The sequence below is a fragment of the Seongchinamella unica genome (assembly GCF_004354085.1).
In the GTDB taxonomy this organism is placed as follows: domain Bacteria; phylum Pseudomonadota; class Gammaproteobacteria; order Pseudomonadales; family Halieaceae; genus Halioglobus; species Halioglobus unicus.
The window spans coordinates 1,283,382-1,302,746 of sequence record NZ_SMSE01000001.1 but is presented as its reverse complement, the minus strand read 5'-3'; the positions used below and the strand labels follow the sequence as shown (position 1 = coordinate 1,302,746).

General features: G+C 61.3%; 18 protein-coding genes. 6 read left to right on the top strand and 12 right to left on the bottom strand.

Going from position 1 to position 19,365, the window contains the following annotated elements; all coding sequences use genetic code 11:
- Positions 1-32 precede the first annotated feature (32 nt).
- Together E2F43_RS05740 and E2F43_RS05735 are read right to left on the bottom strand one after the other, a co-directional pair.
- Positions 33-392 (bottom strand): hypothetical protein, encoded by a 360-nt coding sequence (locus E2F43_RS05740; RefSeq protein WP_133210465.1) that lies wholly within the window; start codon positions 390-392, stop codon positions 33-35.
- A gap of 62 nt (positions 393-454) precedes the next feature.
- Positions 455-1,561: an SPOR domain-containing protein gene (locus E2F43_RS05735; protein ID WP_238946787.1), complete on the bottom strand. Its 1,107-nt coding sequence runs from the start codon at positions 1,559-1,561 to the stop codon at positions 455-457.
- Between the two features lie 203 nt (positions 1,562-1,764).
- On the opposite strand from E2F43_RS05735, the gene uvrD reads away from it, so the two are divergent.
- Both uvrD and E2F43_RS05725 read left to right on the top strand, forming a co-directional pair.
- On the top strand, positions 1,765-3,918 hold the full coding sequence (uvrD, locus tag E2F43_RS05730) for a DNA helicase II (RefSeq protein ID WP_133210461.1): 2,154 nt from the start codon (positions 1,765-1,767) through the stop codon (positions 3,916-3,918).
- A 13-nt stretch (positions 3,919-3,931) separates the two neighbouring features.
- Complete coding sequence (locus tag E2F43_RS05725; RefSeq protein ID WP_133210459.1) at positions 3,932-5,098, top strand: TRAP transporter substrate-binding protein; 1,167 nt, start codon at positions 3,932-3,934, stop codon at positions 5,096-5,098.
- Here the strand turns inward: E2F43_RS05725 and E2F43_RS05720 are convergent.
- From E2F43_RS05720 to E2F43_RS05710, 3 genes are read right to left on the bottom strand one after another with little or no spacing between them, the layout of a single operon-like run.
- Entirely contained in the window at positions 5,095-5,487 is a 393-nt protein-coding gene (locus E2F43_RS05720; RefSeq protein ID WP_133210457.1) for an acyl-CoA thioesterase, read from the bottom strand. The two genes, E2F43_RS05725 and E2F43_RS05720, sit on opposite strands and share 4 nt — an antisense overlap.
- Before the next feature lie 34 nt (positions 5,488-5,521).
- Positions 5,522-6,883 carry a TRAP transporter large permease gene (locus E2F43_RS05715; protein WP_133210455.1) on the bottom strand — a complete coding sequence of 454 codons (1,362 nt, stop codon included), beginning with the start codon at positions 6,881-6,883 and terminating at the stop codon, positions 5,522-5,524.
- A 2-nt stretch (positions 6,884-6,885) separates the two neighbouring features.
- Positions 6,886-7,440, bottom strand: coding sequence for a TRAP transporter small permease subunit (locus tag E2F43_RS05710; RefSeq protein WP_133210453.1), 555 nt, complete (start codon positions 7,438-7,440; stop codon positions 6,886-6,888).
- Between the two features lie 57 nt (positions 7,441-7,497).
- On the opposite strand from E2F43_RS05710, the gene yaaA reads away from it, so the two are divergent.
- Together yaaA and E2F43_RS05700 are read left to right on the top strand one after the other, a co-directional pair.
- The gene (gene yaaA / locus E2F43_RS05705; protein WP_133210451.1) at positions 7,498-8,283 is read left to right on the top strand and encodes a peroxide stress protein YaaA; all 786 of its coding nucleotides are present in this window, start codon (positions 7,498-7,500) and stop codon (positions 8,281-8,283) included.
- A gap of 9 nt (positions 8,284-8,292) precedes the next feature.
- Positions 8,293-8,892: a DUF938 domain-containing protein gene (locus E2F43_RS05700; RefSeq protein WP_133210449.1), complete on the top strand. Its 600-nt coding sequence runs from the start codon at positions 8,293-8,295 to the stop codon at positions 8,890-8,892.
- Between the two features lie 24 nt (positions 8,893-8,916).
- On the opposite strand, the gene E2F43_RS05695 is transcribed toward E2F43_RS05700, so the two are convergent.
- Genes E2F43_RS05695 through E2F43_RS05685 form a run of 3 tightly spaced genes read right to left on the bottom strand, consistent with a single transcriptional unit; the run spans position 8,917 to position 11,677 of the window.
- Positions 8,917-10,062, bottom strand: coding sequence for a GNAT family N-acetyltransferase (locus E2F43_RS05695; protein ID WP_133210447.1), 1,146 nt, complete (start codon positions 10,060-10,062; stop codon positions 8,917-8,919).
- 13 nt (positions 10,063-10,075) lie between these two features.
- Entirely contained in the window at positions 10,076-10,936 is an 861-nt protein-coding gene (gene ubiA / locus E2F43_RS05690) for a 4-hydroxybenzoate octaprenyltransferase (protein WP_133210445.1), read from the bottom strand.
- A 30-nt stretch (positions 10,937-10,966) separates the two neighbouring features.
- The gene (locus tag E2F43_RS05685) at positions 10,967-11,677 is read right to left on the bottom strand and encodes a chorismate--pyruvate lyase family protein (RefSeq protein ID WP_133210443.1); all 711 of its coding nucleotides are present in this window, start codon (positions 11,675-11,677) and stop codon (positions 10,967-10,969) included.
- 148 nt (positions 11,678-11,825) lie between these two features.
- On the opposite strand from E2F43_RS05685, the gene E2F43_RS05680 reads away from it, so the two are divergent.
- Together E2F43_RS05680 and E2F43_RS05675 are read left to right on the top strand one after the other, a co-directional pair.
- Positions 11,826-13,196, top strand: a complete 1,371-nt coding sequence (locus tag E2F43_RS05680) for an FAD-dependent oxidoreductase (protein ID WP_133210441.1) — start codon at positions 11,826-11,828, stop codon at positions 13,194-13,196.
- Positions 13,197-13,198: 2 nt separating this feature from the next.
- Positions 13,199-13,774, top strand: a complete 576-nt coding sequence (locus E2F43_RS05675; protein ID WP_133210439.1) for a DUF1415 domain-containing protein — start codon at positions 13,199-13,201, stop codon at positions 13,772-13,774.
- 92 nt (positions 13,775-13,866) lie between these two features.
- On the opposite strand, the gene recG is transcribed toward E2F43_RS05675, so the two are convergent.
- Genes recG through spoT form a run of 4 tightly spaced genes read right to left on the bottom strand, consistent with a single transcriptional unit; the run spans position 13,867 to position 19,355 of the window.
- Positions 13,867-15,933, bottom strand: coding sequence for an ATP-dependent DNA helicase RecG (recG, locus tag E2F43_RS05670; RefSeq protein WP_133210437.1), 2,067 nt, complete (start codon positions 15,931-15,933; stop codon positions 13,867-13,869).
- Positions 15,933-16,832 (bottom strand): hydrogen peroxide-inducible genes activator, encoded by a 900-nt coding sequence (locus E2F43_RS05665; RefSeq protein WP_133210435.1) that lies wholly within the window; start codon positions 16,830-16,832, stop codon positions 15,933-15,935. Before E2F43_RS05665 ends, recG begins: the two co-directional genes overlap by 1 nt.
- Complete coding sequence (locus E2F43_RS05660; protein WP_133210433.1) at positions 16,832-17,215, bottom strand: RidA family protein; 384 nt, start codon at positions 17,213-17,215, stop codon at positions 16,832-16,834. The genes E2F43_RS05665 and E2F43_RS05660 overlap by 1 nt, the downstream gene beginning before the upstream one ends.
- A gap of 19 nt (positions 17,216-17,234) precedes the next feature.
- Positions 17,235-19,355 carry a bifunctional GTP diphosphokinase/guanosine-3',5'-bis pyrophosphate 3'-pyrophosphohydrolase gene (gene spoT / locus E2F43_RS05655; protein WP_133210431.1) on the bottom strand — a complete coding sequence of 707 codons (2,121 nt, stop codon included), beginning with the start codon at positions 19,353-19,355 and terminating at the stop codon, positions 17,235-17,237.
- Between the last annotated feature and the right edge of the window lie 10 nt (positions 19,356-19,365).

The window sequence follows — 19,365 nt, the reverse complement described above, 5'->3', positions numbered from 1 at the left end:
TGGGCCGCTCTGGGTCGAGCGACCCGTAAAGGTCAGCTCGGGTTGGCGGCCTTGTATTCCCGGATTTCGGTATTGAACTCGCCGGCGACAGCTTCCTCGGCGGAGACGGCTGCGTTATAGCTGTCCTGGGCTGCCTGGTATTTCTCGATGGCACCTTCTTCCCCTGCCTTGGCCGCGGCTTCAGCGGCGGTCAGTGCGGGTTCCAGGCACTTCATGTACTCCAGGTTGGCAACCTGGAATGCCTTGACGGCTTTCTGGCCGGCCAGCATCTGTTCCATGGTGGCGGTGGAGCCGTCCGGCATCTCGGGTTGCGCAGGTGCTTCGCAGTCTGCAGCAAGGGCGGAGGAGCTGCCCAGGGCCAGTGCCAGGGCGGTGTACTTGATTGCTTTCATGGTCTTATCTCAGCCAGTTTTTCGAGGCATAAACATTAACAGCAGACGTTGATTCTGCCAAGTCAGCCGGATCTGCCCACCCACAATTTAGGCAGGTCATATTGCTGTTCCAGGGATCGGGCTATTGCCTCAGCTGAGGCTTTGTCCGGCAGGTCTACTACCCGCACCCGGTAGATAGTGCGGCCGTTACTGTCTCCGCTGGTAACTATTACCCGACCCTTGCCAGGTTGCAATTTGTTCACCCAGCTTTCGGCGGTGCTGCGCAGGGTATAGGAACTGAAATTGACGAACCAGCTGCCGGCAGTGGCGGGCGAGCTGCCGCCTGTTGCTGGTTTCGCTGGCGCCGGTTTGACTGTGGCGGCAGGTGCTGCCTTAGCGGGCGGTGGCGCTTTTTTTATTGCCTCCTGTTGGGCGGTCAATTGTTTTTCCAGGCCACTGACAATGGCCTCTAGGCTGCGGTTCTCCCGAGCCAGTTGCTCCACCTGCTGCTCAAGCCGGGTACTGCGTTCGGTGGCCTCCTCTGCGGCCAGCCTGGCCGCAGCCACTTCATGGGGCGGTGCGGCTGTGGCCAGCTTGGCCTGCAGTTCGCGGATTTCTTCCTGCATTCCGGCCCGTTGTTCGATAACGCCATAGCCACCGGCCCCCATGAGTACCAGGGCGACGACTGCGACCACAATCATACCCAGCGATATCGACAGTTCGGCGCCGCCCTCTTCCTCAAGTTCCTCGTCATCCTCGAACTCCTCCCACGCTTCCCCGGTTGGATCATCGAGGTCTTCACTGTCGATAGCCGCCATGGCCAGGGTATCCTCGGCGTCCGGGGGCTCGTCGTCGAATGCCCCAGGGGGATTGGGGCGCGCGTTCCACAGGTCCGGCTCTTCCGACCCGAATTCGCCGGCCTCGTCCCAGCGCTCCCTGATATCTGCAGCGGCGTCCTCCTCCGGGGACTCTTCTACCAGCTCCCAGGTGCTGCCTATTAGCTCCCAGGTGTTGTCCTCTGCCGGGAGTTCGGGTTCTTCCTCAACCTCGGTGTAAATAGCGGCAAAGTCGCTGTCACGATCTGAATCCTCGAACTCATCGTCGTCGAAGTCGCTGAACAGGCTGTCGTTGTGGGGCTGGTCTTCGTCCCCTTGCCGCCATTGCGTGTGATCGTCGTCCCGGTTGCCCATTTCGGACACTGCCCCATTGCCCCAGATGCAGTTGATAGTAGCAGAGCTAATCGCCATTTTCTGTAGCGAATTGTCAGGCACGAGATGGTTGGGGCCATGGCAATCGGCTCGTCACCGCCTGTTGTGCATGCCTGGTGGACAGGTGGTCGCCATCGACGGAAAAAAGCCCCCCGTGGCGGCGGCCTCTCGGTTAGAATGCGCTGATGGATGTATCGGATATTCTCTCTCCCCTCAATCAGGCCCAGCGTGATGCGGTCGCTGCCGAAAGCCAGAATATGCTGGTGCTCGCCGGAGCCGGCAGTGGCAAGACCCGGGTACTGGTGCACCGCATTGCCTGGCTGGTTCGCGCCGAGGACTACTCCCCCTGGTCGATTCTGGCGGTGACCTTTACCAACAAAGCTGCCCGGGAGATGCGCTCCCGCATCGAGGAAATGCTGAGCATACCCAGCCACGGTATGTGGGTGGGGACTTTCCACGGCCTGGCCCATCGCCTGCTGAAGGCTCATTGGAAAGAGGCGGGACTGCCGCAAAACTTCCAGATCCTGGACAGCGATGACCAGCTCAGACTGGTCAAGCGTGTCTGCCGGGAACTGGAGCTGGATGAAAGCCGCTGGCCGCCAAAACAGGCCATGTGGTACATCAATTCGCAGAAGGACGAGGGGCTGCGTTCACACCATATCGATGCTCCCCACGGCGACCTCTATGCCCAGACCATGTTGCAGGTGTATCGGGCTTACGAAGCCGCCTGTGAACGCGCGGGCATGGTGGATTTCGCCGAGTTACTGTTGCGAGCCCACGAACTGTGGCTGCAAAGCCCGGACGTGCTGGCCCATTACCAGGGCAGGTTCCGGCAAATCCTGGTGGACGAGTTCCAGGATACCAATACCATCCAGTACGCCTGGCTGCGGGTGCTGGCGGGTAAGCAGATTCCGGTGGTGGCGGTGGGCGATGATGACCAGTCTATCTACGGCTGGCGGGGTGCCAGGATTGAGAACATCCAGCGCTTTGGCGAGGACTTCAAGGGTACTCGCACGGTACGGCTGGAGCAGAATTATCGCTCCACCCAGACCATCCTGCAGGCCGCCAACGGCGTCATCGCGTTCAACTTCGGCCGCCTCGGTAAGGAGCTGTGGACCGCCGGCGAACAGGGTGAGCCCATTACCCTGTACGCGGGCTTTAACGAGCATGACGAAGCCCGCTTTATCGTCGAACAGATCGAACAGTGGGTGAGCAATGGAAACAATCGCGCTTCCACGGCCATTCTCTACCGCTCCAATGCCCAATCCCGGGTGCTGGAAGAAGGCCTGATTCGCGCCGGCATACCTTACCGGATTTACGGCGGCCAGCGCTTTTATGAGCGACTGGAAATCCGCAATGCACTGGCCTATCTGCGTCTGCTGCAAAGCCGAGGTGATGACGCTGCGGTAGAGCGGGTCATCAACACGCCACCGCGGGGTATCGGCAGCAAAACCATGGATGTGGTGCGCAGCTGCGCCCGCAGCCGGGAACTGTCCCTGTGGCAGGCGATTGACACTGTGATCGCGGAAAAACTGCTGCCCGCCCGGGCATTGTCAGCGCTGGAGGGCTTCCAGGTGCTGATTAACGAGCTGGACTCCGGCACGGATGAACTGAGCCTGGAGGAACTGGTGGAGCACGTGATCGGGCACGCGGGCCTGATCGAATATCACCAGAAGGAGAAAGGCGAAAAGGGCCAGGCCCGGGTAGAAAACCTGGAAGAACTGGTGAGCGCAGCCAAGCAGTTTGTCAGCGATGAGGCTGAAGACACCTCCCCCCTGCAGCAGTTTCTCGATAACGCGGCCCTGGATGCCGGTGACGCCCAGGCTGACGAACACGAAGACAGCGTGCAGCTGATGACCCTGCACTCGGCCAAGGGCCTGGAGTTTCCATTGGTGTTCCTGGCGGGAATGGAGGAAAACCTGTTTCCCCACCGCATGTCGATCGAGGAACCGGGCCGACTGGAGGAGGAGCGCCGGCTGTGTTACGTGGGTATCACCCGGGCCATGGAGCAACTGGTGATCACCTACGCCGAATCCCGGCGACTGCACGGCAGTGAAAACTTTAATGCACCCTCCCGCTTTATCCGCGAAATACCGGCAGAACTGCTGCAGGAGGTGCGTCTCAACAACACCGTGTCGCGCCCCGTCAGCAGTCTCAGCCAGGCCACTGTGCCGGATACGGGGCTGAGTCTCGGCCAGCGGGTCTACCACCAGATTTTTGGTGAGGGTACCGTGCTAAACTTCGAGGGTAGAGGCAGCAGCGCCCGGGTGGAAGTAAACTTCGATGCCGAAGGCAGCAAGTGGCTGGTACTGCAATACGCCAATTTGCAGCTGGTATAACGGGGATATAACAATGAACTTGGCTCCAGCGGAAAAGCGCTTTACGCCCATTATCATACTCCTTCTGGTGGCGGCCCTGGTGGCCGTGATCGCCCTGTGGGCCACCGATAACGCGGGTCGACAGACAGCGGGCGGCCACAGGGGAGAGGCGCTGGCCGGCTCTGACGAATACTTCGAGTGGAAGCTTGTCACTACCTGGCCCAAGAACTTCCCCGGCCTCGGCTCGGCGGCGGAAAACCTCTCCCGGATGGTCGACGAAATGAGTAACGGCCGCCTGAAAATACGGGTCTATGGCGGAGGTGAAATCGTTCCCGCCCTCGGTGTATTCGATGCCGTATCCCAGGGCGTTGCCGACGCCGGTCACGGCGCCGCCTATTACTGGAAGGGCAAGGTGCCGTCATCGGTGTTTTTTACGGCGGTTCCCTTCGGCCTCAATGCCCAGGAAACCTTTGGCTGGCTGCACTACGGTGGTGGACTGGAGCTCTGGGAAGAGGCCTACGCGCCCTTTAACCTGGTGCCCATGGGCGGCGGCAGTACCGGGGTGCAGATGGGCGGCTGGTTCAACAAGGAGATCAATTCCATCGAGGATCTGCAGGGCCTGAAAATGCGCATTCCCGGCCTCGCAGGTGAGGTGTTTACCGCCGCCGGTGGCACTTCCGTCACCCTGCCGGGCAGCGAGCTCTATACCTCACTGCAAACCGGGGTTATCGATGCCCTCGAGTGGGTCGGGCCTTACAATGACCGGATACTGGGCTTCCACCAGGTGGCGAAATATTACTACTACCCGGGTTGGCACGAGCCCGGTTCGGTGCTCGAATTTATCGTCAACAAGGAGTCCCTGGCCGCGTTGCCAGAGGATTTGCAGGCCATTGTGCGCTATGCGGCCCGCGCCTCGAGCCAGGACATGCTCGACGAGTACACCGGGCGTAATAACGAAGCCCTGCGGGAATTGATTGAAGACCACGGTGTGGAGCTGCGTCGTTTCCCTGATGACGTCCTCAGGGCGCTATGGGAAGGCACCCGGGAGGCGCTGGACAAGCTGGCCACCAATGACCCGATGGCAGCCAAGGTCTATGCGTCCTACTCGGATTTCTACAAGGGCGTGCGCAACTATCACCACATTTCCGAGCAGTCCTACATCAACCTGCGTGACGTGGTGCTGGAAGACGAGGACTTTTAACGCTGGATTGCGCGGGTTCGGCCATTGTCGTCGATGGCCACGAACACAAACTCGCCTTCCGTCACCTTGATTGGCTCACCGTCGTGCTGTGAGTTGATCCATACTTCCACGACGATGCGAATCGAACTGCGGCCGATCTCGAGTACGTCGCAGTAGCAGGAGACGACTGCCCCCACGTGTACCGGCGTCAGAAATGCCATGGCGTCAATGGCCACGGTTGCGACGCGCCCGCCGGCGACCTCAGCGGCGGTCACCATACCGGCGATGTCCATTTGAGACATCAGCCAGCCACCGAAGATATCCCCGTTGGGATTGGTGTCCTTGGGCATGGCCACGGTTTGCAGGGCCAGGTCTCCCTGAGGCACGGGGGTGCTGTCGATGTCGTTCATGCGCTTACGCCTGAGTAATCTGTAGGGTTAATGGTTACTTTTGCAGGAGAGCGGGTAGCCAGGTAGCCATTTGGGGCCAGAACCACAGCGCCGTCATCAGCAACAGCTGGATGATTATAAAGGGTAGGACCCCGCGGTAGATAGCCCCGGTTGACACGGTATCCGGGGCCACACCGCGCAGGTAAAACAGGGCAAAGCCAAAGGGCGGGGTGAGGAAAGAGGTCTGCAGGTTGAGGGCAATCATGATGCCCAGCCAGATCGGGTCCAGTCCCATGGCCAACAGGATCGGGCCGACGATAGGGACTACCACGAAGGTAATCTCGATAAAGTCGAGAATAAAACCCAGCAGGAAAATCACCAGCATCACCACCAGGGTGGCCCCCATTACCCCGCCTGGCATATCGAGGAAGAAGCCGTGAATGAGCTCTTCCCCGCCAAAGCCGCGGAATACCAGCGAGAACACAGCGGCGCCGATGAGAATCATGAACACCATGCAGGTCACTTCCATGGTATCGATCACGGCTTCCCTGAGGCGGGCGAGGTTCATCTGCCGTCGGACCATTGCCAGCACCAAAGCGCCCACAGCGCCAAACCCGGCCGCTTCCGTCGGCGTCGCCGCACCTACAAGGATAGATCCCAGGACCAGCACGATCAGTATGAGCGGTGGTAACAGGCCCCGCAGTACCTCGGCCACCGAGACCGGGTCTTCTTCCGCCGGTGGTGCCGCATCCGGCCTGATGCGGGCATAGACCGTCAGGTAGATAATGTACAGCGCCACCAGCACCAGGCCGGGAATCAGCGCACCCACAAACAGGTCTCCCACGGACACCGTCTGGGTGCTGAATACGTTCATTTTGAGCTGGGCCTGCTGGTAGGCATTGGCGAGAATGTCCCCCAGCAGGACCAGCGCGATAGAGGGAGGAATGATCTGGCCCAGAGTGCCGGTCGCGCATATAGTGCCGGTGGCCAGTGCCGGGCTGTAGCCTGCGCGGAGCATACTGGGCAGTGACAGCAGGCCCATGGTGACAACAGTGGCGCCGACAATACCGGTGCTGGCTGCCAGGAACATGCCGACCACGACCACCGAGATCCCCAGACCTCCCTGCAGGCGGCCGAATACGCGCGACATGCTGCTCAGCAGTTCTTCCGCGATGCGCGATTTTTCCAGTATCGTCCCCATCAGAATAAACAGGGGTACGGCGATCAGGGTGGTATTGTTGATCGTGCCGAATACCCTGCCGGGGAAAGCGTTGAGGAAGCTGGCGTCAAAGACCCCGGCGATGATGCCGCCAGCAGCGAAAGCCAGGGCGGTGCCTGCCAGGGTGAAGGCGACGGGGTAACCCAGCATCAACAACAGACAGACCGCCAGGAACATATAGAGCGATAAATACTCCATATTCAGGCGTCTCCCTCTACCAGCACCAGGGCGTTGCGCAGGGTTTCCGCCAGGCCCTGTAGCAGCAGGTTGATACCCATGGCGGGAATCAGCGCCTTGAGGGCGTAGACCGCGGCGATACCACCCAGCTCCGAGGACGTTTCCCGCATGGCCCAGGATTCGCTGACGAAATTCCAGCTTACGCCGATGATGAACAGGCACAGGGGGATAAGGAATACCACGCCACCCAGTGCGTTTACCCAGGCCCGGCCGCGGTCGGAAAAACCCCGGTAAAAAATATCCACCCGGACATGGGCGCCGTGTTTGAGGGCATAGCCGGCACCCAGCAGGAACAGGGTGGCGTGCATGTAGGTGACCAGTTCCTGGGCAAAAATAGAGCCGGTATTAAAACCGTAGCGCATGACGACGATAACGGTGATCAGCAGCGCCATTGCCAGCACCAGCCAGGCCAGGGCGCGGCCGAACCGGTCGGTAAAGGCGTCTATGGTCTGCACAAGCTTGCGCACGAAAGCCATGTGGATCGGGTCTTTTTTATTGGACGGAGTGCAGAGTATCATAGCCCCCTCGCTAAAGGGGACACCCCCGGCGCTGCAATAACCTACAGGCCCTGAGTAATGCTGACCGTAATTTCGCCGGCGAAGACGCTGGATTTTGACACTGCCCCGACCACCCGCAAGGCGAGCCAGCCGCTGTTCATCGAGCGTGCGGGAGAGCTGGTTGAGGATGCCCGTAAAATGAGCCCCGACGATATCCGCGCCCTGATGGGCGTGAGCGACAATATTGCCGAGCTCAACCACGCCCGGTTTATGAACTGGACCGCACCCTTCAGCCTGGATAACGCCAAGCAGGCGGTGCTGGCGTTCAAGGGCGATGTATACACCGGGCTCGAAGCAGAAACCCTGAGCGCATCCCAGTTGGGTTTCGCGCAGAAGCACCTGTGCATTCTCTCCGGCCTCTACGGCCTGTTGCGTCCGCTGGACCTGATGCAGCCCTACCGGCTGGAAATGGGGCTCAAGTTCGCCAACCGTGGCGGCAAGAACCTCTATGAGTTCTGGGGTGACGACATCAACCAGGCCATCAACAAGCAGCTGGAAAAATCCGGTTCGCCAGTGCTGGTCAATCTCGCCTCGAACGAATACTTCAAGTCGGTGAAGGCGCGGCAGCTGGATGCCGAAATCATCACCCCGGTATTCAAGGACCTCAAGAACGGCAAGTACAAGGTCATCAGCTTTTACGCCAAGAAGGCCCGCGGCCAGATGGCGCGTTTCATCATCGAAAAAGAGCTCAATGATCCGGCAGGTATCAAGCAGTTCCGCAAGGACGGCTATCGCTACAACAAGGCCGAGTCCACCGCCCACGAGTGGGTGTTTACCCGGGATCAGGCACCGGCGCAAAAGTAAGCCTGTCCGGTGGAGAGGCTGCCCTTTTCCCAGGCTTGCGAAAACAACAAGGGCCCGATTCTCGAGGTCCTGAGGGAACTATTCGTCGACCGCCTACGGGTGCTGGAGATAGGCTCCGGCACTGGCCAGCATGCCAGCTGGTTTGCCGGTCATTTGCCACACCTCCAGTGGCAGCCTACGGAGGTGCAGCAGCACCTGGCTGTACTGAAACCGCGCTGCGATGCCTTCAGTGGAGCGAACCTGCTCCCCCCGTACGCCCTGGATGTCAGTCAGCGCCCCTGGCCGGGGGCGAAAATACCCGACGCTGTTTTTACCGCCAACAGCCTGCACATCATGCCCTGGGCGTCGGTACAGGATCTGTTTGCCGAACTCGGCGAGCGCGCCGGGGCCGACACCCTGCTGGCGATTTACGGTCCCTTTAATTACGGCGGGCAGTACACCTCGGACAGCAATGCCAGGTTTGACGGTTGGCTGGCGCAGCAAAGCCCCTATAGCGCCATCCGCGATGTCGAAAAAGTGGACGCGCTGGCCGCGGCGGCGGGTTTTGTCCCGCGCTCCGACGTCGAGATGCCTGCCAATAACCGTTTGCTGGCCTGGCGCAAAGCCTGAGCGGGCCCAGCCTGCGGTGCCGTGTCAGGGCGCCTGCTTGAAGGGCAGCAGGGTTTCCGCTTCTTTCTTATAGGCTTCGGTGTGTGGCCGTTCCCGGCGGGTAAAGTCAGCCACTGCCGCTGACAGGCCCGGATCGGCAATCCAGTGGTTGGAGAAGGTTGCAACCGGCCGGAAGCCGCGCTGGATTTTGTGTTCCCCCTGGGCCCCGGGGTCAAAGCGGGTGATGCCCTGTGCAATGCAATATTCGATGCCCCGGTAGTAGCAGGCTTCAAAGTGCAGGCAGTCAAACTCCCGTTCACAGCCCCAGTAGCGCCCGTAAAGCGTGTCGGCAGAGCGAAAGTAGAGGGCTGCGGCAACGGCCTTACTCTCGTGAGATGCCATGACCATGATGACCTGGTCACCCATTGCGGCTGCGACCCGGGTGAAAAACTCCCGGGTCAGGTAGCCGCCATGACCACTGCGCTTGGCATAGGTGTACTGGTAGAAGTGGTAAAACCTTTCCCAGTGCTCTGCGCTGATCTCCCCGCCCACCAGGGTTTGCAGTTCCAGGTTCTGTTCCTGCACCCGGCGGCGCTCTCGCTTGAGGGACTTGCGCTTGCGGCTGCTGAAGCCGGAGAGGAAATCATCGAAGTCCCGGTAGTCCTCATTGAACCAGTGAAACTGGGTGGCCTGGCGCTGGTGAAAGCCCCGGGCCAGCAGCGCATTGGACACCGATTCCTCGGGGAACAGCAGGTGCCAGCTGGAGATCCCCTGCTTGCGGGCAAACTGCTCCAGCGCCCGGGTCGCCATGTGCCAGGCCTGATCGGTGGTAAGGTCGTCGCTGTGACACAGTCGGGCCCCGGTGGCCGGGGTAAAGGGTATCGCGCTGACCAGCTTGGGGTAGTATTGGAGGCCGTTCTGTTGCCAGGCCTGTGACCAGGACCAGTCGAACACATATTCCCCGTAGGAATGGGATTTGAGATACAGCGGCAGTGCGGCCACTGCCGTTTCCCCCTCCCGCAGGATCAGGTGACAGGGCTGCCAGCCGGTTTCCGCGGTGGTGCAACCCGATTGCTCAAGTCCCAGCAAAAAATGGTGACGCAGGAAGGGGTAGTCGGTGCCGCAGAGGCCCTCCCACTGGGCGGCGTCCACCTGCTCCAGACTGGTGATAAACTCCGCGCTCAGCTCCACCGTGACCCCGGCCTCAAAAAGCGTAGTCCAGCAGCAGACCGGCGAAAATCACCGCGCCCACCCAGTTGTTGTGAAGGAAAGCCCTGAAGCATGTTGCCGGGTCCCGCTCGCGTATCAGGTATTGGTGATATACGCACAGGCCTGCCGCCCCGACCAGTCCCAGGTAATAGAACGTGCCCAGCCCGAATTCAACACCGGCAGCCACCATCAAGCCAAGAAACCCCAGCTGCAGCATGCCGATCATGACCCGGTCACGGTCGCCGAACAGGATGGCGGAGGATTTAATGCCGACGACCAGGTCGTCCTCGCGATCCACCATGGCGTACTTGGTGTCGTAAGCCATGGTCCACAGCACGTTGCCGCCATACAACAGCCACAACCCCGCCGGCAATTCGCCGGTCTGGGCGGCAAAAGCCATGGGGATGCCCCAGGAAAATGCCGCACCCAGCACCACTTGTGGCAGGTGGGTGTAGCGCTTCATAAAGGGATAGGTTGAGGCCAGCGCCACCGCCGCGAACGATAATTTTATCGTCAGCGTGTTAGTGAGCAGCACCAGTACAAAGGCACTGACCAGCAGGCCCAGGAACAGCAGCCGTGCGTCCTTTGCCGACACCGCGCCGGTGACCAGTGGCCGGCCCCGGGTGCGATTTACCTCACCGTCCCAGTGGCGGTCCGCGAGATCGTTAACCACGCATCCGGCGGAACGCATGAGGAAGGTTCCCAGGCAAAAAATAAGCAGCAGGTCCCAGTCCGGCACACCCTGCGCCGCAATCCACAGGGCCCACAGGGTGGGCCACAGCAACAGCAGGGTGCCTATGGGCTTGTCGAAACGGATCAGCTGTAACAGGGCCTGTAATCTGGATTCGGTGGGCATGGTGCGGTTACCTGGGGCGGGGCTCCAAGCTTACTGTTTCGGGCTGAGAATTGCAGCGCTGACTTTGCCGCGCTGGGTTCTGTGGACGGGCAGTACCGCGGGCCAGGGCTGGAAGGCATGCAGAAAAACTTCGCTCACCATCAGGCTCCGGCCGTCGATGGTAAAGCGGGAACGCCTGGCCCAGGCCGGTTCCTGTTGTCGCAGAAACGCGGGGATGTAGTCGCTGGCCCCGTCCAGCCGGGCGACCTCGAAGGGACTGCGACGCATGCCGGCGTGATTGAAAAGAATCGCCCCGAGGGGACGGTTCTGTAGTCGCCGCAGGTGTGCCAGCTTGCCGGTCAGGCTGGTGAGGGGCAGAACCGAGCGGGCAAACACCACGCTGTCATCGCCCTGCCGGAGCACCACTTCGCGCACGATGGACAGCTGCCGCTGCGGCAGGCGCAGCAGCCGGCGTTCCGATGGTAGTGGGACGTCCCAGCCCTGATACAGCCGTTGCACGCTGAACGGACCGCGGCACTGATCGATCAAGCGGCCGGTGAGGGAGCCGTCGTCCAGCAGCCAGCGCCGCACAGCCGGCGCCAGCTCGCCGGTGGTGAACTGTTTGACCGGTCGCCACAGGGGCTCCCGGTGAACCCGGTGACCGGCTGGTGGCGGGGATGCATTGGCTGTGCAGGCGTCTTCATTCATGAAGGGGCGAGGATGCGCGATCAGCCGGTCGCTTGCAAGGCGCCGCTGGCTCAAATTGCCAGCGTCCGGGGCCCAGATTGCGCTTGCACAATTTTCACACAACCTTATAGTGTTGCCTCCCCTGAATCTGTTTTCCCGGGCGCTGTGTGCAGCGCCGGGAAAGTTACACCCAGAAGCAAAGACAGCACGAGCGAGAACAACGATGAGTAGATGGGAATGTATAGTCTGCGGCCTGATTTATGACGAGAAACAGGGCTGGCCCGATGACGGCATCGCCCCTGGCACCCGCTGGGAAGACGTCCCCGAGGACTGGCTTTGCCCCGACTGTGGTGTGGGCAAGGAAGACTTCGAACTGCTGGAGGAATCCCCGGTAGACGACACTCCCCACCATGAGGAACCGGCGGTGGATACCGTCCATGCGCCAGTGGTCATTCTCGGCACGGGCCTCGCTGGTTATGGTCTGGCCCGGGAATTTCGCAAGCACGATCAGGACACGCCGCTGATCCTGATTACCTCTGACGATGGTCGCTCCTACTCCAAGCCGATGCTTTCCACCGGGTTCACCAAGGACATGTCCACCGACGACCTCGCACAAATGGATGCGGGCAGCATGGGTCGTATGCTCAAGGCCAGCGTCTGGACCATGACCAAGGTGGGCGCGATTGATACCGAACACCAGTTGATCAAGGTCGGCGATACCGATACCGCCGTGCATTATGGCAAGCTGGTACTGGCCCTGGGGGCCGACGTGATCCGGCCGCCCATCGCCGGCGACGGCCTGGACAGGGTGTACTCGATTAACGACCTGCTGGACTACGACGACTTCCGCACGGCGATGAAGAAAAACGACGTGAAGAAGGTGTGCCTGATCGGCGGTGGCCTGATCGGCTGTGAGTACACCAACGACCTGATCAATGGCGGTTTCCAGACCGAGACCGTGGATCCGCTGGGTTATTGCCTGCCGACGCTGCTCCCCGAGCCCGCGGGCAAGGCGGTGCAGGCGGCGCTGGAAGAGAAAGGCGCCAGATTCCACTTCGGACCGCTGGTGACCGAGGTCAATAAGGCCGCTGTGGGTGTTGAGGTCAGTCTGAACAACGGCGAAACCATCGTCGCTGACCTGGTGGTTTCCGCCGTGGGGGTGCGTCCCCGTGTGGACCTGGCCCAGGCCTCAGGTATTAAAACCAATCGCGGCGTAGTGACCAACCGCCTGCTGGAAACCAGCGCGCCCAATGTTTACGCCATGGGAGACTGTGCCGAGGTAGACGGGCACGTGCTGGTTTATGTGGCACCGCTGATGGCCCAGGCCAGAGCCCTGGGCAAGACCCTGGCCGGTGAGCCGACCGAAGTCAGCTACCCCGCAATGCCCGTTACCATCAAGGTGCCCGCTTGCCCGGTCACCGTGGCGCCTCCCGCCGAAGGCGCACAGGGTGAGTGGAGCTTCGAAATCGATGGCCACAACGTGAAGGCTGAGTTCCGCGACAGCGGCGGTGCCCTGCTGGGCTTTGCCCTCACCGGTGAGGCCACCCGGCATAAGATGACGCTGCAGAAGGAACTGCCGGCCATTATGGCCTGAGCATGCTGGATCCCGGGCCTGCAGAAGAGCAGACCCGCCGCTGGCTCGATGAGTTTGTGGTGGGTCTCAACCTCTGCCCGTTCGCCCGGCCGCTGCTGACTTCACCCCAGCTGCGAATTGTGACCTGCCCGGCGGCCGATCCCTCGGCGCTGCAGCATTTTTTCCTCTCTGAACTGGATCGGGTTCAATCGAGCCCTGAATCCGAGATTGCCACCAGCCTGCTGGTGTTCACCACGGCCCTCGCCGATTTCGAGGACTACCTGGATTTCCTTGGACTTGCCCACGACCTGCTTGGCGAATCCGGACTGGAGGGCGTTATCCAGCTGGCCAGCTTTCACCCGGACTACCAGTTCGAGGGCGAGCCCGCGAATGCCGCCAGCCACTTCAGCAACCGCTCCCCCTGGCCTACCATCCACCTGATCAGGGAGGATATGCTGGAGCGGGTGTTACTGGATTATCCCGATCCCGCGGGGATTCCGGGGCGCAACGTGGAGCGGCTGGAAGCCCTGGGGCCAGCAGAGCTGCAGCTCCGCTGGAATGCGCTGTTCGATCCGCAGACACATTTGGGGTCAGAGTAAAAATTTGGGGTCAGAGTAAAAACTTCAAACCGGATGATTGTATTATCTTGGTCGCATTCCAAGTTTTTACTCTGACCCCAAATTTTTTAGCGTTACACCTTGGCAAATTCGCGGTTGCTGCCGGTCCAGCGCTTGATCAGCGGCTCGATCAGGTCAGGACGGGTGGCCTGTATTTCCCCGGCCAGTCTTTGGACCTCCCCGAGTAAATGGTTGTGGGCCGGGAGTTGGGCGATGCGAAACTCCATAAGGCCGGTTTGCCGGGTGCCCAGTACTTCACCCGGCCCGCGCAGTTCCAGGTCTTTCTCGGCGATAAAGAACCCGTCATTGCTGGTGCGCATGGCCTGCAGGCGCTGTTTGCCGTTGAAGGACAGCGGACTCTGGTACAGCAGAACGCAATGACTGGCGGCGGTGCCACGACCCACCCGTCCGCGCAGCTGGTGTAGCTGGGCCAGGCCCAGGCGTTCCGGGTTTTCTATGATCATCAGGCTCGCATTGGGCACATCGACTCCCACCTCGATCACGGTGGTTGCCACCAGCAGGTCCAGCTCGGCGCCCTTGAATGCGGCCATCACGGCGTCTTTTTCGGCGGGCTTGAGCCGCCCGTGCACCAAGCCCACGCGCAGCCCTGGCAGTGCCTCCGCCAGCTCCCGGGCCGTTGCTTCGGCTGCCTGTGCCTGCAACACATCACTTTCCTCTACCAGGGTGCAGACCCAGTAGGCCTGGCGTCCACCCGCGCAGGCATTGCTGACCCGCTCGACAATCTGCTCCCGTCGGCTGTTGTCGATAAGCGCGGTCTCCACCGGTTGGCGCCCCGGCGGCAGTTCGTCGATGACCGAGCAGTCGAGGTCGGCGTAGGCCACCATCGAGAGGGTGCGGGGTATGGGGGTGGCGGTCATTACCAGCTGGTGCGGCCTGCCAACATTTTTCCCCGATTTCTCAGTGAGCGACAGTCGCTGGTGGACGCCGAAGCGGTGTTGCTCATCCACCACCACCAGGCCCAGTCGATCGAAGAGCACATCGTCCTGAAACAGGGCATGGGTACCGACCACCAACGCCGCCTGTCCGGAGGCAATGGCCTGTAACGCGGCTTGCCGTTTTTTACCCTTGCTGCGTCCGCTCAGCCAGGCAATGTTAATCTCCAGTTCGGCGAACCAGTTGGCGAAATTGTTGCGATGCTGCTCGGCGAGAATCTCGGTGGGCGCCATGATGGCCACCTGGTAACCGCTGGCAATGGCCTGCAGTGCCGCTGCCGCTGCCACCAGCGTTTTGCCCGACCCCACGTCACCCTGTACCAGTCTCAGCATGGGATGGGGGCGGGTGATGTCGTCGTGAATCTCCGCCATTACCCGTCGCTGGGCACCAGTGGGGGTGAACGGCAGTGAGTCCAGGAACCGGTTGAGCAGCGCGGGGTTGCCGGCCAGCACGGGTGCACCCTCCGACTGCTGCTGGGCCCGCAAGCCCTGCAAGGTCAGGTTGTGGGCAACCAGTTCCTCCAGCGCCAGCCGCAGTTGCGCCGGGTGTTCGCCCTCGCGCAGGGCTTGCTGGGGGGCGTCGGGCGGGGGTGAATGCAGATAAACCAGGGCGTCACCGAGACCATAGGTGAGGCGGTGGTTGGCGGGCAGTAACTCCGGTGGCGCGGTGTGTTTAAGCCGGTTCACCGCCTGGGCGCAGAGATTGCGCCACTGGTTCTGGCCAATACCCCCGATAGCCGGATACACCGGTGTCAGCACTTCTTCGACGAGGGCCTCGCCTTCGTTAACCTGGCGGTATTCCGGGTGATACATTTCCAGCCCGCTGCTGCCGCGGCGTACCTGGCCGAAACAGCGCAGGCGAGTGCCCGGTTTGAGGTTGTTTTTCTGCGCCGCGGAGAAATGGAAAAAGCGCAGGCTGATGGTGCCGGACCCATCCTGCAGCCTGACCACCAGGCTGCGGCGACGGCCAAAGGCAATATCGGCTACCCGCACGTCGCCCTCGATCACCACATCCACCCCTTCCTGGGCAGCGCCGATGGGCGTCACGCGGGTGCGGTCCTGATAGCGCAGCGGCAGGTGAAACAGCAGGTCTTCCACTCGCTGGATGCCGGCGTCGGCAAGCTTTGTCGCCAGCTTGGGGCCGACACCGCGCAGCTGGGTTACCGGGTCACTGGCAATTCCGGCCACTAATCCTTCAGCGCCTCGGCGAGCACATCAATCGCCTGGTGGCGGGGATAAGTAACTCGCCAGGCCAGGGCAATAGTGCGGTGGGGGGTGGGATCGGTGAACGGCCGCAGCACCAGGTCCTGTTCGCCATAGGAGGCGACGCTGGCTGCCGATTCCGGCAGCACGGTGATGCCCATGCCGCTGGCCACCATGTGTTTGAGGGTTTCCAGCGAGCTGCCCTCTACGACGGCCTGGTCCCTGGCGTTATGGGCGGCAATGGATTCCTGCAGCCCCGGACAGGCCTCAAGGACCTGGTCGCGAAAGCAGTGCCCCTCACCCATCAGCAGCACCCGGTGTTCCGCCAGGGCAGCTGGCTCAATTTCCCTGTCGCCGGCCAGCGGATGATCTTTTTGCATCAAGACCATGAACGGTTCATCGAACAGGGGTCGGGTAACCACCTCTGGCTCGGTGAATGGCAGGGCAATGAAAATCGCATCGAGGGCGCCGCTGCTCAACTTCACCCGCAGGTCTGCGGTGTAGCTTTCCTCGATGTACATGGGCATGCCCGGGGCCAGCTTCCTGATACGGGGCACCAGACGGGGGAACAGGTAGGGTCCCACGGTGTAGATGGCGCCCACGGAGAGCACACTGCCCAGCGGGTCCTTCCCCTGTTCTGCGAGGTTCACCAGGTTGTTTATTTCCTGCAGCACCGTGCGGGCCTGGTCCACAATGCGCTCGCCGATGGGAGTAGGGCTCACCTTATGCCTGGCGCGCTCGAACAGGCTGATGCCCAGTTCTTCTTCCAGCTTTTTGATGGCGATACTGAGGGTAGGCTGGCTGACGTTACAGGCGTCGGCGGCCTTGCGGAAGTGTCCCGCTTCCGACAGGGCAACGAGATAGCGCAGTTCGGTGAGTGTCATCAGACGGCGAGAATGGCTTCGACTTCGATCTTTACCGCCCGGGGCAGGGCGGCGACCTGCACGCAGGCACGGGCGGGGTAGGGCTGGCTGAAGAAGTCGGTCATGACCTCGTTGACCGCGGCAAAATCGCCCAGGTCGGTCAGGGAGATATTGATCTTGACGGCATGGTTGAGTGAGCCACCGGCGGCCTCGGCGATGGCCGCCAGGTTGTTGAATACCTGGGTCGCCTGGGCGCTGATGTCGCCGGTAACCAGCTCCATGGAGCCGGGAACCAGCGGGATCTGCCCGGAGATCCATACGGTATTGCCTACTTTTACCGCCTGGGAATAGGGGCCAATGGCTTCCGGTGCGTCCGGGGTGGAAATAATGGCGCGGTTGCTCACGTGCGTGCTCCTGCTTGCCCTAGTTTTTGATGCGGACTACTTTGCGCACAGAATTGGTGCTGCGCAAGCGTTTCATGATTCGCGCAAGGTGTACCCGGTTCTTCACCATCATTTCCAGGTCGACATAGGTGAACTGGTAATCCTTGTCCTCGGTGGAAATTTTCTCGATGTTGACACCCATGGCGTTGATCCTGGTGGCCAGCACGGCGATCATGCCACGGCGATTTTCCACCTCGATCCGCAGCTCCACCGCGTACTCGCCCTCGACCTGGTCGTCCCAGCGCAGGGCTACCAGACGCTCGCTGTTACCGCGCATGTCGCCCAGGTTATTGCAGCGCTCACGGTGCACTACGACGCCTTTCTCCGAACTCAGGTAGCCTTCGATAGGGTCACCGGGAATCGGGTGGCAGCATTTGGCGTAAGTGAGCATAAAGCCCTCGGTGCCGCGGATCGCCACCGGGTGGGCATGGTCGGGCTCCTTCTGGTCCGCGCCCACCTCGCCGAGAATTTGCTGGGCGGTGATGGCGGGCAGGCGATTGCCCCGGGCAATATCTTCCACCAGCTGGTCGAGGCTGTCGTACTGGTGTTCGCTCAGGAATTCGCCCATCTCGTCTTCAGGGATGGTCTCCAGGCTGCTGTCCATGGCGGCCAGGGCCCGGTCCAGCAGTCGGCGGCCCAGGGCAACGGAATCCTCACGGGTCTGGTGCTTGAGGAAGTGGCGGATGTTGGTCCTCGCCTTGGCGGTCACCGCGTAGTTGAACCAGGAGGGATTGGGGCTGGCCCCCTTGGCGGTGAGAATTTCCACGGTCTGGCCGCTTTGCAGGGGTTCCGACAGGGGCGCCAGTCGACGGTTGATGCGACAGGCGACGCAGCTGTTGCCCACATCGGTGTGCACCGCGTAGGCGAAGTCCACTGCGGTGGCGCCCCGGGGCAGCTCCATAATGCGCCCCTTGGGCGTGAATACGTAGATCTCGTCCGGGAACAGGTCAATCTTGACGCTTTCTATAAACTCCAGCGAATTGCCCGCCCGCTGCTGCATTTCCAGCAGACCCTGTACCCATTCCCGGGCCCGGGCGTGGCTGCCGTTGGCCGACTGGGTGTCGCTCTTGTACAGCCAGTGAGCGGCAATGCCGTTGTTGGCCATGTCTTCCATTTCCCGGGTGCGTATCTGGATTTCAATCGGTACCCCATGCATGCCCATCAACACGGTATGGAGCGACTGGTAGCCGTTGGCCTTGGGGATGGCGATATAGTCCTTGAACTCGCCGGGCACCGGCTTGTACAGGCTGTGCACGCAGCCCAGCACCCGGTAGCAGGTGTCCACCGAGTCAACGATGATACGAAAGGCGTAGATGTCCATGATCTCGGAAAAGGATTTCCGCTTGGACTTCATCTTCTTGTAGATGCTGTAGAGGTGCTTTTCCCGGCCCATGACCTCGGCCTGGTGACCTTCCTGTTCCAGGGTGGCCTCGATCTGCTGGCGGATCTTGTCCACCAGTTCCTTGCGGTGGCCGCGGGTATTGCGCATGGCCGCCTTGATGCGCCGTGCCCGCATGGGGTGCAGGGCGCTGAAACCCAGGTCCTCGAACTCCATGCGCACGTTGTTCATGCCCAGGCGCATGGCAATGGGCGCGTAGATATCCAGAGTCTCCCTGGCGATGCGGCGAGCCTTGCTGGTCTGGAGCACACCCAGGGTGCGCATGTTGTGCAGGCGGTCTGCCAGTTTCACCAGAATCACCCGGATGTCACGTGCCATGGCCAGCGCCATCTTCTGGAAATTCTCCGCCTGTTTCTCTTCCAGCGACTCGAATTCCATCTGGGTCAGTTTGCTGACCCCGTCAACCAGTTCCGCCACCGGGGCGCCAAACTGTTCGCCGATAGCGGACTTGGGAATGCCGGTGTCTTCGATGACATCGTGAAGCATGGCCGCCACCAGGCTCTGGTGGTCCATGTGCATGTCCGCGAGGATGATGGCAACTGCCAGCGGATGGGTGACGTAAGGTTCGCCACTGCGCCGCAGCTGGCCGTGATGGGCCTGTTCGGCGAAGTAGTAGGCTCGTCTTACGCTGTTGCTTTGCTCCGGGGTGAGATAGCTCTGGAGCGTGTGGGTAAGGGCATCGATAGGTTGCACGGCGTTCATAACTTTGCTG